We start from the raw sequence: 14,086 nt of genomic DNA on the forward strand, positions 1-14,086 counted from the left end.
GAGAGGCCCAGAAACAGCCGCCAAGAATACTTTCTAATGCTTCGGCCTTAGGTAACAACTGCCATCTGCCTGTAATGTAGCGTGGTCTGCCGCCTTTCCAAAATGAGTTGAACCGGGTAAAAAACATTCTCCGTCGCCTGTCCCCTGCGTTTGTCATTTTGTTGAACCAATCGCCCTTTTGCTGAAAGCTCCCATAGTTCTTTTGGGGTGTGTCTAGCAATCTGAAAAAATGCTTAAGTGGTTGACAGTGAAATCATTCTTCAAAATAAGAACATCTACTAAGTAAATACGAATTCAAAAATTGCATTTAAGAACGTATTATTTAAACTATTTTTAGTCATTATTGAGTGGCTCCCCCCCAATACTCCAATTTTTTTTGATTAGTTAAAAGAATAGCTGGCAGCAGCTTTAAACGAATTTAGATTCAAAAGCAGATTCACCTTAAAAGATAAGGGGGCGAATTCACACTTAATTTCCAAATCAAGCAGACCATACTATATCAAAACTAGGAACATAACTTAGCAGTATCCATCTGACATTCAGCTTTTTACAATTAAATAATAGCCTATAATACTCATAAATTTATTTATTTACGAGGTGCGCTACAAGGTATTTCGCCAAGGTACGCTTGAGAAAACAAGCACTTATTTATCAGACAAACCAACACCAAGCTATTCATTTAATAGTATAATAGTTTAAAGGTATCAAATGCCTTCCTTGTAACATGGTTCTTGAATAGATCATTTTCTTAAAATAGATTTACAGCAGAGATATGAATGTCTGAAAAAAAATTTATCGCTACTAAATATACTTATAAGCATAAATGACATTCCGTTCAACTTTTTCTAATAATTAATCCTATTCGTTTAGGTAAGCAATACTAAAAGTCTACTTGCGTAAAAAGAAAACTAAGTATAGTGAATTATTTCACTTTATTGGTCATCCAGCAACTGTAAACACCATATGCGTAGACTACAGTGTTCTTAAATACCAATACTGAACAATAAATAAAACAGCCTTTCGAGAATATACTTGCCGTATAAATTCAAATCCGTAATCAAGCCTAATAGTAAGCAATCATACTGGAGCGACTTATCTATATTCTACTATTTTAAGTAATACTGCTACCGTCCATTTTACAAACTTTCCTATTTGACGACTATTTACTTTTTCGCTATGAAAAAACAATTACTTTCCAAAATAGCACTGGTAGAAAAAAACCGCTATTTAGCGACTATTGTCCATACCTTTCTGTCACCTTATAGTGAGGTAATACTCTTCTCAAATGGCTTAGAGCTTATGGAGTGGCTAGAACGTGGAAACCAGCCTGACCTCATCATAACCGAACTAGACTTACCCAACTTTTCGGGTGCCGAACTCATTACCTACATCCGGAAAAACCTTATTTACCAACACGTGCCTATTATTATCCTATCGGCTTTGTTAGACAGTGATTCACGCATATCTTGCTTCGAATTAGGGGCAGATTCGTATTTAAGTAAGCCATTTAATCCACTGGAATTGGTTGCTAAAGTTAGAGCGATATTACGTCTTCAAGAATCGATCAGCAGTCAGGAAACCCCGAGCGCTTCTATTAATACTTCGCCCACTTTTCTCCTAAAAAACGGATCAAATCACCTAAATGGATTCTTATAAAGCCAACTAGTGCGTGATAAACAGGCCCTATTTTATTGCGTTTAAATTGAACCCTGTTCCTAATGAATTATTATACACCACTGCATATTGTGCACCTGGAAACGAACGGTGCGTACCAATATACGCTTTCACAGGCAGCGGAGTATTTAGCTGTCGTTCACCCCTTTGAGCGTGTGTATGATGCACTAGAATATTGTTTACACCATCCGGATGTAGACTTAATCATTGCAAATGAGGGTTCAGGTGGTTTTGCTTTAATTCAGGCATTGAAGATAAAGCGGCCACTCCATACCATCCATATCAGTATAACAACGAACCAAGTAAATCCTGGCCTACTAAATCGAGCCAGAGCTTTGGGGGTCGCGAATCTACATGATGCAAGTTCTAACGTGGCTTTGATGCGAATGCATCTTTCGCATTACCAGTTAAGACGTTATTATTATCAAGCTTCGCAGGAACTGCTTCATATACCATGCCTAAAGTTGACAATACCACTATGGAAAAGGTCGCTTGATATTTTGATTGCCTCATCGGTGTTGCTGGCCCTTCTACCGCTACTTTTACTGGTCTGTATCTCCATTAAGTTAGAATCACCTGGCCCTATATTGTATGATTCGAAACGAGTAGGCCCTTATTTTAAAATGTTCAATATGCATAAATTCCGAACCATGCGAACCAATGCAGATACGATGATTAGTGGTATGAAAGACCAAAACCTGTATCAAAGTTACAAACCAGAAGATGAGGATATATGCAACCGATGTGACCCTCAAACAGGAGAATGCCAACATAAATTATTTATTGGTGATGAGCATTTATGTGAGTATGCCTACTTAAAAGAAAAAGAGTCTGAAGCTACTTTCGTTAAATTCGCTAACGATCCACGAATTACACGAATAGGCCGTTTTCTCCGAAACAGCAGCATTGATGAATTACCTCAGCTGGTTAATGTATTAAAGGGAGACATGTCTCTGGTAGGAAATCGTCCGCTCCCGCTGTATGAAGCAGAGAAATTAACGACGGATGAATTCATCAAACGCTTTGCCGGTCCGGCTGGTTTGACAGGACTTTGGCAGGTAAAAAAACGAGCAAAAGGAGTGGGAAAAATGTCAGAGACAGAACGTATTGCTCTCGATATCCAATATGCTGAATCCTTTTCCTTTTTGATGGATTTTAAAATTCTGTATAACACACTTTTCGCCTTCTGGCAGAGGGAAACAGTATGATGAAGCCCTTGATATCACTCATTACAATTAATTATAATCAGACGCAAATGACACTGGATTTCTTGAGGTCCAGCGGCACCCTGGCGTATGACAATTATGAAATTATTGTGGTGGATAATGCCTCCCGCGAGGATCCAACGGAGGCTATTGATCGGTTGAGGCTTCGTCATGTTCGGGTGGTGCGGTCGACGACGAACCTGGGCTTTGCCGGAGGCAACAACTTGGGGATGGCACATGCCCGGGGCGATTATTTTTTTATTGTCAATAACGATACGGAAATGTCGCCTGATTTACTCAACCAGTTACTTGTGCCATTTACCCTAAATTCGGCTATTGCGGTAACCAGCCCTAAAATCAAATACTTTCATCAGCGTGACCTTATTCAGTATGCCGGCTATACACCGATGAATATGTGGACGATGAAAGGTCATCCGATCGGTTCTGGGCATAAAGACGACGGGCAATTCGATCAACCAGGCTATACGAACTTTGCGCACGGTTGTGCCATGATGGTTAGTCGGAGAGCCGTTCATAAAGTAGGGGGCTTTGCCCGAACATTTTTTCTGTATTACGAAGAGCTGGACTGGTCTCAGCGGATTAAAAACGCCCATTTCCTAATTTATTACCAATCCACCGCAGTCATCTACCACAAGGAATCGGCCTCGGTCGGAAGAGATAACCCACTGAAAGTTTACTACATGACCCGGAATCGGTTGCTGTATATTCGTCGGCACGGGACGTGGATGCAACAACTGGTTTTTAGCCTGTATTTTCTCCACTGTGTCGTTCCTAAACACACGGCTTCTTATTTACGGCAGGGCAGATTCAAGCATTGGTACGCTTTTCTGCGTGGTATTGGTGCCAATTTAGTCATCTCCAGCCGGTCAGACGTTTCTTAATCCCTGGTTTTCAAAACGGCCTATTATGAGTTCATCGTCTGTTCTAGTTTTCTTGTTTTGGCTTTGCGTGGCCCTAATTATTTATACGTATATAGGGTATGGTGTGTTGGTCTGGCTCCTGGTTTCGGCCCGGGATCTACTTACGGGCCGAAAACGGCCCATCGAATCGCAACCGGATTGGCCGGCGCTTACGGTGGTTGTCCCAGCCTACAATGAGAGAGGGTATCTGGAGGAAAAAGTTCAAAACTGCCTGGAATTGATTTACCCCTCCCATTTGTTGCATTTTTTATTTGTGGCCGATGGTTCAACGGACGGTTCCATGGATTACCTGATTAAACAGGATAGCGTTATACCCAACATGAGGGTCATGGGCGGGACGGAGCGATTGGGCAAAGTGGAAGCGATGAACCGGGCGATCAAACAGGTGGCGACACCGCTGGTTGTCTTCACCGATGCGAACGCCTTACTCAATCCGGAGGCTTTACTGAAATTGGCTAAACACTTTCAGAAAGCAGGGGTCGGAGCCGTAGCGGGAGAGAAACGTATACTAGTATACGGTAGCGAGGCAGCGGCCGGGGCTGGCGAAGGTTTTTACTGGAAATACGAATCGTTTCTCAAGCGCCTTGATTCCCGATTGTACAGTGTGGTTGGCGCTGCTGGCGAGTTGCTGGCACTGCGAACAGCCTTATTTACTCCGCTTGAACCCGATATTTTGCTGGATGACTTTGTATTATCGCTGCAAATCGCTGCCAAGGGCTATCAAGTAGTGTATGAACCGGAAGCGTACGCCCAGGAGCGTCCTTCAGAATCCTCGGGCGAGGAAAGGAAGCGAAAAGTACGGATTGCAGCCGGCGGTTTTCAGGCCATTCACCGTCTTAAAAGCCTGTTCAACATTTTCCACTTTGGCTGGCTGACATTTCAGTATGTTTCCCACCGGGTTCTGCGCTGGGCTGTAGCCCCCTTTTGCCTAATCATCGTTTTGGTCACCAATGGGGTGTTAGTACTCCAACAGGCGGGTGCTTTGTATGAGCAGTTACTCCTGGCGCAGACGGGTTTCTATTTGTGTGCCCTACTGGGTTATGGACTGGAAGCCCGGCAGCTGCGGATAAAGGGGCTTTTTATACCCTATTATTTCGCCTTTATGAACTGGTGCGCCCTATTGGGATATGTACAGTATCAAAAAGGGATTCAAAGCGGTCTGTGGGAGAAGGCGAAACGCGCGGCTTAGGGCTTCGAAAAAGCGTATCAGATCACTACCTAAGCGATTCAATTCATTTTCAGCTTTTTTAATGTAACCGATATGATGTTAATTTTTACAAGGTATAATGGGGTGTCAACCAGCCTCTGCCTAGTAGGTATACGAAGGATATACTGTGCCTGGAGGTGGATGCTGGGCGCCTGGCTGGTGCTCTCCATCACGGTGCCGAGCCAGGCTCAAATTCCGGAATATGAAAACCCCGTACCAATTGGGAGCGTCGTTGACACCGTATCGTTTGATCTGCGAGCCACGATCGCCGAACAGTTGCTTCCTTTTGACAGTCTCGTTCGGATTGCAACCCAGTATTCGCCGTTAATGCGCCTGGAAGATGCGGCCATTGATAGCAAGGAGGCCCAGTATCGCTATTCAAAGACGACGTTCCTGCAGTATGTTTACCCCTTTGTCAACTATGCCACGGGTAACCAGGCCCTAATTTCATCCGGTAGCCTGCAATCCGACGTGGTTCAACTGGCAAACGGCTACCGGGCGGGTTTCAATTTCCAGATACCAATTTCGGAGCTTTTTGGCCGCCGTCAGCGCATCCGGGAAACGCAGGCAAATTACCGGGTGGCCCTGGCCCAGCGCGACGCTACCCGACAACGAATTAAGCGGGAATTGATTGTCGTCTACCAGGGATTACTCACCGCCCAGCGGAAGTTACAAGCGCGAATGCGTGAAGAACAAGTCGCTTTAGTTGCTTATCGGGTTGCGGAGGTTGATTTGCAGAAAGGCAAGATTGCACCGGCTGAATTAGCCCGAATCAGTAGTTTTTACGGGACGGCCCAAAGCTACGTCGAAGAAGAGCGCGGAGATTTCCTGCGCAATTTCTACGACCTGGAGGCACTTGTCGGTGTTCCATTACTCCAACTCAAAAAATAAACGCACTACCCCATATGGTCTATTTTACACTTTATCGTTTGCTGAAACGCTATTTTTATTGGATCGTCGGCTTGCCTGCTGTGGCCGCCTGTACGGTTTTTGTGCTGACCCGGGATGCGCCAAAACAGTATTCGTCAACCGCGACCATTTACAGCTCATTGGCGGGGGCTACGTTTTCGCTATCAACCGAAGACCGAAAAAGCTATGACCAGTATTATTCAGCGAACGTCTTCGATAACCTGTTGACCACGATTCGCTCCCGCGAAACGATAGGACAGGTGGGGCGACGGCTACTGGCCCAGCATTTATTGCTCAACCAGGCCAATCCAACTATTGTGGGAAAACCGGGCTTTGTCCGTCTGAATACCATTGTGAGCGATAGTCTGCGGCAGCAGATTGTGGTGCCGGGCGACTACCACCGTACCTACGCCCGGCTGGATAGCCTGTACTGGCTTCCGTCAGACAATCCGTTAAAAAAACTATTGCGGAATTCGGCGTTTTATTACTCGATTGCTTATATCAATCGGAATTTAAAAGTTGAGCGAAAAGAAACCAGCGATATTCTGGAATTTTCGTACGGGTCTGACGATCCTGCCGTTAGCCAGCAAACGCTCTCGTTGGTCATTGATGTTTTCAAAGACCGCTACACGGAAATCAAAAGTGCCGAAGCGCGGGCGGTCGTCCAGTACTACGAACGGAAATTTATTGCGACGCGTGATCGCTTGTACAAAGCGGAAGAGCTGCTGCGGGATTTCGGCGCCAACCACGACATCATTAACTATGCCGAACAAACGAGAAATGTTGCGGCTTCCCGGGAAGTACTGGAGTCTGACTTTTACAAAGAAACAATGCGGCTGGAAGCAACCAAAGCGGCTCTATCGTCGCTGGAGAAACGCATGACCAATAATGCCACCCTGCTTTCTACCAACGATGAATTGTTAGTAAAGCGTTCGGAGCTCACTGACGCCCAGTCCCAACTGGCCAGTGCTGAGGTGACCGGAGCGGCCCGAAATGTTGTCGATCAGTTACACAAACGCACAAACCTGTTGGCGGATGAATTGAAGTCGATGGCTCGCAAGTATTATAATGTCAATAATACCATTGAGTCCTTACCCCAGCATGCTATGGTGGACGAGTGGCTCGTCAAAATGATCGAGTATGAAGAGTCGGCCGCCCGGTTCAACACCTACCAGGACGTGCTGAATACGTACGATGAAAAATCCCGCAAGATGGCTCCTTTGGGCTCACGCCTGAACCATTTTGAGTTTAAAGTACAGCTGGCTCAAAAAGAATACGCCACCGTGCGGGATCACCTTAATCAGGCGCGTATCAAACAGAAGAACGCGGAAATTTCCGGGCCGCCAATGGTACTGGACCCCCCTATTTATCCCCAGGAGCCACAACCCTCGAAACGAGGCATGCAAATCGGTGGAGCGTTCCTCGCGGTTTTTTTTCTGACTATGCTGGTCGTATCGATGCGCGAATATTTCAATCACACCATTCAAAGTCCGGTTCGCGCCGAACAACTCACACATACAACCCTGGCAGCCGCGTTTCCACTCATCCCGGGCCGTTATTCCAACCGATTGCGGTATATTAAACGGTGTATGCTGGAACAATTGCGGAGTGTCGTAACGGTAGAACTCGGCCGCTTATCACGGCGTAATGCCCATTTGATCATACTGGCCAGTACGCGCCCCAACCAGGGCAAGTCGTGGATTGGAGACGCGCTTAGCGAGCATTATGCGCTGGCTGGAAGCCGGGTGCTTTACCTCAAACCCGAAGGGCACAATTTATTGGACACCAACTTACTCACCAGGCCACTGGACGACACGGCGTTGGTCAATGTACACTTCTATCCGATTAATTCGACGTTTATTGATGCGTCCGATATTACGCAATTTGTACACAACAACGCGGCTTCGGACAATCCCTATGATTACATATTTCTGGAATTACCCAGCCTGATGGAAGCCGCTATTCCGGCTCATCTGGTTTATCAAAGTAGCTTGTCTCTGCTGGTAATGGACGCTCAGTCGGTCTGGACCAAAACCGATCAATCCTTGTGTACCCTGTACCAAAAAGCCTCCGGCGGAAATGTCAAATGTGTCCTGAACCGAGTGGATATGGGTCTTATGGATTCCTTGCCGCAGATGACCCCTGTTTCTGCTTCGCAAACTGTACCCCAGGTGGCTATTAATTACGAAGGGTAATGAAAAAAGGGCTTACGATACGGCAGCTTTTACAGAAAAATGCAGTTATCTCCCTGTTGGGCAATGGCTTAAATGCCATCCTGGGTTTGCTGACGCTTATGATCCTGGTTCGCTTGACGAATGCGGAAACGTTTGGTCAGTGGATTCTATTCCTGACCCTGTACACCCTGTTCGATACACTGCGCACCGGACTGGTCCTCAATGGATTGATCTTCCACACGGCCCATACAAACGAAGAGACGACCTTTCGGCGCTGGGCGGGTGCGGCCTGGCAAATAAGCATTGTCCTGACGATAGCGGCCAGTTTGCTGATAGGGGGTGGCGCTTGGCTTTTTCAGGAAAACGGCTGGGGGAACGATTGGTTTATGCAGGTGGTATGGATTTGGGTGCTTACGGCTTTTGTTTCCATGCCAGCCATCCACAGCGTCTGGTTCTGGCATTCGAGGTCCCAGTTTAAGCCCATGCAAACCGTTAGACCAGCCATACAACTCCTTTTTTTACTTTTTATTGGGGTGAATGAATTGGCTGACAATCCGTTGACGGTTGAGGGGTTGTGCAAAGCGTACGGAACGAGTTATGCACTGGTCAGTCTGGCGACAATCGTGCTGGGACCGAATTACCTGCATAGCGTTGGGGCGGCTACGGCCCAGGAGCGGAAACCCTTAGTGGATTTCGGGAAATATTGCTCGGGGACGCTGCTTGTTTCAAATTTATTGCGCAGTTCCAATACGCTGCTCATTGGTGCTTTTCTGAATCCGGCGGCTGTGGTGATTTACGCCATTCCCCAACGTTTGCTGGAGTTGGTAGAAATGCCGGTTCGGAGTATTGTCGTTACGGATATTCCCCAGTTAGTGGCCTTTCGCCAGCGTCAACAGCCCGGGTTGTTGGCCCATTATTTCCACACCCAGGCCGGCCAGGTATGGGTAGCGATGTTGCCGGTTTCCCTCGTCGGTTTTCTCTTAGCCGAACCACTGGTTGTTCTCCTGGGTGGAACCGAATTGGATGAAAGCGCCACCATTCTCCGCTGGTTTATGATCTACACGGCTTTTTTGCCGCTGGAACGCTATTCGGGCGTCGGCCTTGATGCCGTCGGACAACCAAATCGAAACTTTCTAAAGGTGAGTGTGATGCTCATTTTGACACTGCTCGGTACCACAATCGCTGTCCTCTGGCAATCCCTCGTTGCCGTAGCGGTAGTGAATACCGTGATTTTTTTAATCGGGTTGCTGCTCGGTTTTTACCTAATCCGCCCCTACGCCCCCATCTCCCTGGCTGCCGCCATGCGGGCTGGATGGCAGCAGGGAGGCACTTTCATTAAACAAATACGCCATGAATTGGTCCGTTGAACAGTTGCCTGCTTTTGATGGGCGAAAAACCCTGCAAGCCGTGCTGTTCACAACGGTTGCGGTTTTAGTAGGGATCGTTGTGGCCCAGAATGATCTCTTGGTAACGGGGGCATTGGTGGCTTTGCCGATTGTTTTGTTTTTCATCATTCGTTGCCTGACTCACCCGCTACTCGGTATTTTGGCCTGTCTGCACGTCAATTTTATCGTCAATGGCTTATTTCGATTTGCAGCCAAAGAAGTCACCTACGGTATTGCTATTGATGCCATCCTCTTTCTAACGCTGCTGGGTATTTTCACCAGTTCACGCCCGGATGCCAGCAAACGGCTTCATAACCCCGTGTTTTACATTTTGCTGGCCTGGTTTCTGTTTACGCTATTGTTGTATTTTAATACCGAAGCAGTAAGCCAGGAAGCCTGGTTCTATGCCGTTCGCAGTTTGTCCTTTTACTGGCTGCTGACGGTTGGTTGCGGGCTCATGCTGCTTCGGAATATGCGCCATCTGAACGTGGTCATCAATACGTGGCTGATCTGGTCTTTTATTGCGGCCGTCTGGGGCTTTAAACAGCAATACGGCGAGCTAACGGCCGGAGAACAGGCCTGGCTGGCGGCTGGTGCTGCCAAGCAACATATCTTATTTGGCAAGCTGCGAAGTTTCTCATTTTATTCCGATGCGGGTCAATTCGGTGCGGAAATGGCATACGCTGCCCTCTATTGCATCATCCGGTTACTTGATACCCAGGCGTGGAAGACCCGAATCCTGTATGCTTTCCTTTTTGCCGTCTATTTTTGGGGATTTGCCGTTTCAGGAAGTCGTGGCCCCCTGTTCATTTTTATTGCGGGTTTTCCGGTGTATTTACTACTGCGGAAAAATATCCCTCTCCTAATCGTTGGTATTCTGTTTTCCGGTCTGGCTTTCGGGTTCCTCAAGTATACCTACATTGGCCAAAGTAACTACCAGATTCAGCGCATGCGTAGTGCCCTCAGTCCGGCCAAGGATGCCTCCTTTCAGGTTCGGCTTCACAACCAGCGTATGCTGGCCGATTACTTATCAACCCGCCCTTTAGGCGGAGGAATAGGATCTGGAGGTGAAATGGGGATGCGCTTTGCGCCGAACACGTTCCTGGCCCGTACCGCATTGGACAGCTGGTACGTCCGGGTTTGGGTCGACACGGGGGTGGTGGGCGTAACGCTCCATGTCATCAGCCTGATGGCCATCGGTCTCATTGGCTACCGACGTATCAGTCGGCTGCGTCACCCCAAACTAATTTCCAAAATGGCGGGCCTCTACTGCGGCTACGTCGGCATCTGCGTAGCCAGTTACGGCAACCAGCTCTTTGGCCAACACCCTACTGACGTTATGATGCATCTGAGCATTGTTTTTTTTGTGATTTGTCCGCGAATAGAAAAACAGTTGCACGCCGAAAGCCAACAGGTTCCGGCCGTTAATGCGTGATCGAATGTAGCGGTTGTCTCGTCTATCCACTTTATAAAAACAAGCCCTTATGCTGTCTTTTCTGGAGTATGTCGCCTATGCAATTTACGGTTTTACAGCCCTGAATGTGCTCTACATTTTTTTGTATGCCCTGGCCGGGAACATTCCGCTCCGGAAACGGGATAAAAGGGAACCGGAAACCACCCATTTTCGGAAAATGCTGCTCCTGCTGCCTGCCTACCGGGAAGATGCCGTCATTATTGATTCGGCCCGAAATTGTCTTCAACAAACGTATCCTACCGACTTATTCGATGTGGCGGTGATTGCCGACTCCCTACAGCCCCATACCATGGATCAGTTGCGAAGCATGCGCGTGACGGTCATAGACGTATCTTTTGAAGTTTCCACCAAAGTAAAATCGTTGATGGCAGCGCTGAATCAGTTTACCCAGACCGACTATGAAGTAGCCGTTATCCTGGATGCGGATAACCATTTGGCGACGGACTTTTTAACCCGCATTAACCAAGCGTTCGACAAAGGATGGCGGGTTGTGCAGGGTCACCGGGTGGCCAAAAATACGAATACGTCGGTTGCCATCCTGGACGCGGTCAGCGAAGAGGTCAACAACCATTTGTTTCGGAAGGGACACCGGGTGTTGGGCCTGTCATCGGGGCTAATTGGCTCCGGAATGGCTTTCGAATACGATCTACTTAAAGCCTTGCTCGCCCCAAGTACGGCCGTTAGCGGTTTTGACAAAGAACTTGAGCTTCGAATTTTAAAACAACGCATTCGGATTGAGTACTTGGAGAACGCTTATATCTACGACGAAAAAGTGCAAAACGGGGCCGTATTTGAACACCAGCGAACTCGTTGGATTGCAGCCCAATTTCGGCATTTGCGGTTGAGTTGGGCTTCCGGGATTCGGGGGCTGCTGATGGGCAATGTTGATTATGCCGACAAGGTTTTCCAAACCTTGTTGATTCCCAGAGTCTTGCTTCTGGGCATGTTGTCGGCCAGTTTGTTGCTGGCTCTTGTCGGCCAGCTTTTCCCATGGGCCGGGTTTATCGGAGGGCAATTGTTGGTTTTGCTGGTCAGTTTGTATCTGGCCATTCCGAGCAGCCTGAAACGCCAGGTTGGTTTAGCGGAGCTTCTCAAACTTCCTGGCCTGATTATTCGGTACATGCGCGCCATTCTGAATTACAAAAAGGCCCGTCGTCGCTTTCTGCATACACCGCACACGACGGCAATGGTTGATGCCAAAGCCAATTCCTGATCCTTTTTTCATGTCCTATAAACCGTCATGCCGATGAACAGCCTCGTTTGCCTCAGCAGCACCAATTGGGAAGGCGATTTTCAGAAGTCGATTGTGCAACTTCTCACGGAATTAGCGCCCAAATACACCGTCTTGTTTGTCGATTACATGTTTACGTTCAAAGATGCTCTTTCCCATTGCATGGGCCATAAAAAAGTACCGATGCGAAAGTTACTGGGGCTGGAAGACAACCTGACAAAATACCAATTGGAAAACGGAAGTACGGTTTATGTGCTGACCCCTCCGCTAACTCCCCCTTTAAACTGGTTGCCCGGTAATTTGCACGATCGTCTTTTGCCACTTAATGCTGCGGTTTTAGGTCATAGTATCCGAAAGGCGATGAAACGCTTGAAGATGGAACACCCAGTATTGATTAACGCCTATAATCCAACCTATGGAATGGCGCTAAAAAACGCACTGAACGCCAGCGCTCAGATCTATTATTGTTACGATGAAATAGCCGCTTCAAAATGGCTTTGCAAGCATGGTGTTCGGTTTGAATCCCAGTATGTACAGGCCGTGGATGCCGTCATCACTTCGTCAGAAACGCTGCAAATGAGCAAAAGTAAGCTGCAGCCCAACTGTTTTTTGGTGCGGAATGGCGCCAATACGGAGCTGTTCCGGCAAGCTCACTCATTACGCGCATCAGTTGGGCAGCCGGTTAAAACGGTTGGCTATCTGGGCACCATTGATGACCGGCTGGATGTACCGCTACTCCAGTTTTGTTTTGAGATTATGCCGGATGTACACTTTCAGTTTTTAGGCCGGGTTACGGACCCGGCCATCCGGGATCAGTTGGCTATTTATCCTAATGTTACCTTTGTCGGGGCAAAGAAGCCCCAGGAGCTGGCTCGGTGTATGGCGGACATGCACGTTGGAATAATACCATTCGTTTGCAATGCTCATACGTATACCATCTACCCGTTAAAGCTGAATGAGTACCTGGCCGCAGGCCTTCCGGTGGTTTCCACTCCGTTTTCGATCCTGGATGATTTTAAGGAAATCATTGCCATTGCCCATACCCCATTCCGGTTTGCCAGCGCCTTACGCGATGCACTGGCCGAAGATGACCTTACCAAAATCCGGGCCCGAATGCAGCTGGCAGCCCAAAACTCCTGGGCTCATCGGGCCCGGGAGTTTGACGATCTGATCGCACGAACCGTAGCCCGTAAAACAGCGAAAAAAGCGGTGCTACCGGACGAAACGACCAACGTATTGACGACTTCCCGCGATGACTCGTAGCCAATAGATGCCAGGGTGCAATGGTTTTGTAAAAACAGTCAGCTCTTTCGTTGGTTGGGCGGGGGTGTTTTCCAGCATGATCTGACCGGTGCCATTGACTAAAACCCACCTGCGGATCGGCTCCCCGTTGGATAGGGTTACCAGCAGTTGATCTGGGGTTGGAGAAGGGTACATTTTTAATGTTACCTCCGCAGATGGCTCCAGGAGCGTTTGCCGCTCATACCAGTTTTTGGGTAAAGGGGACCCTTCTTCAAAGGCACCAATGTCGTATGATTTTCCTTTGGGACGGGGTTCATCAACCAGGTCGGTAAGAACGCCAAACGAACCCGTATTGACCCCGCTATCAATTAAAGGGGACCCCGTTCCCAGGCGAAAATCACCATCAGCGGGATTAGTAAACTTAGCTTGGGCTAAGCTGGCGGCGGTATAATTATTTTCTTGATTGATTCGAACATGGTGATCCAAAGTGGTTATATAATTACTATCCCTAACCATAACAATGGCATTGTTGATCAAGGTGTTGACCTGGGTCTCGTTGTACAACCGGATGCCATCCTGCCCACTGCTGACGATCGTGTTGTTGACCAGCCAAACCGGTGCATTGACCGGCGTGTTGGCCCGCT

The 14,086-nt window shown here is 47.8% G+C and carries 11 protein-coding genes; 10 read left to right on the plus strand and 1 reads right to left on the minus strand.

Features of this window, described 5'->3' with window-relative positions:
- Positions 1–1,176: 1,176 nt before the first annotated feature.
- The 10 genes from ACYVH9_RS28470 (at position 1,177) to ACYVH9_RS28515 (ending at position 13,463) form a co-directional block, all read left to right on the plus strand.
- A complete protein-coding gene (locus tag ACYVH9_RS28470) occupies positions 1,177–1,656 on the plus strand; it encodes a response regulator transcription factor (RefSeq protein ID WP_460639840.1) in 480 nt (159 codons plus the stop codon).
- Between the two features lie 62 nt (positions 1,657–1,718).
- The gene (locus ACYVH9_RS28475; protein WP_460639841.1) at positions 1,719–2,882 is read left to right on the plus strand and encodes a sugar transferase; all 1,164 of its coding nucleotides are present in this window, start codon (positions 1,719–1,721) and stop codon (positions 2,880–2,882) included.
- Complete coding sequence (locus tag ACYVH9_RS28480; RefSeq protein ID WP_460639842.1) at positions 2,882–3,781, plus strand: glycosyltransferase family 2 protein; 900 nt, start codon at positions 2,882–2,884, stop codon at positions 3,779–3,781. Before ACYVH9_RS28475 ends, ACYVH9_RS28480 begins: the two co-directional genes overlap by 1 nt.
- Positions 3,782–3,848: 67 nt before the next feature.
- Positions 3,849–5,009: a glycosyltransferase family 2 protein gene (locus ACYVH9_RS28485; RefSeq protein WP_460639843.1), complete on the plus strand. Its 1,161-nt coding sequence runs from the start codon at positions 3,849–3,851 to the stop codon at positions 5,007–5,009.
- A gap of 159 nt (positions 5,010–5,168) precedes the next feature.
- Positions 5,169–5,918, plus strand: a complete 750-nt coding sequence (locus ACYVH9_RS28490) for a TolC family protein (RefSeq protein ID WP_460639844.1) — start codon at positions 5,169–5,171, stop codon at positions 5,916–5,918.
- 14 nt (positions 5,919–5,932) lie between these two features.
- A complete protein-coding gene (locus ACYVH9_RS28495) occupies positions 5,933–8,131 on the plus strand; it encodes a GumC family protein (RefSeq protein WP_460639845.1) in 2,199 nt (732 codons plus the stop codon).
- Positions 8,131–9,477, plus strand: a complete 1,347-nt coding sequence (locus ACYVH9_RS28500; protein WP_460639846.1) for a lipopolysaccharide biosynthesis protein — start codon at positions 8,131–8,133, stop codon at positions 9,475–9,477. Before ACYVH9_RS28495 ends, ACYVH9_RS28500 begins: the two co-directional genes overlap by 1 nt.
- Complete coding sequence (locus tag ACYVH9_RS28505) at positions 9,461–10,930, plus strand: O-antigen ligase family protein (protein ID WP_460639847.1); 1,470 nt, start codon at positions 9,461–9,463, stop codon at positions 10,928–10,930. Before ACYVH9_RS28500 ends, ACYVH9_RS28505 begins: the two co-directional genes overlap by 17 nt.
- Positions 10,931–10,979: 49 nt before the next feature.
- Complete coding sequence (locus ACYVH9_RS28510; protein ID WP_460639848.1) at positions 10,980–12,182, plus strand: glycosyltransferase; 1,203 nt, start codon at positions 10,980–10,982, stop codon at positions 12,180–12,182.
- Positions 12,183–12,215: 33 nt separating this feature from the next.
- Positions 12,216–13,463, plus strand: a complete 1,248-nt coding sequence (locus ACYVH9_RS28515) for a glycosyltransferase (protein ID WP_460639849.1) — start codon at positions 12,216–12,218, stop codon at positions 13,461–13,463.
- Here the strand turns inward: ACYVH9_RS28515 and ACYVH9_RS28520 are convergent.
- On the minus strand, positions 13,413–14,086 hold a 674-nt coding region (locus tag ACYVH9_RS28520), incomplete at its 5' end, for a choice-of-anchor Q domain-containing protein (RefSeq protein ID WP_460639850.1). The two genes, ACYVH9_RS28515 and ACYVH9_RS28520, sit on opposite strands and share 51 nt — an antisense overlap.

The sequence above is a fragment of the Larkinella harenae genome, from assembly GCF_054780515.1.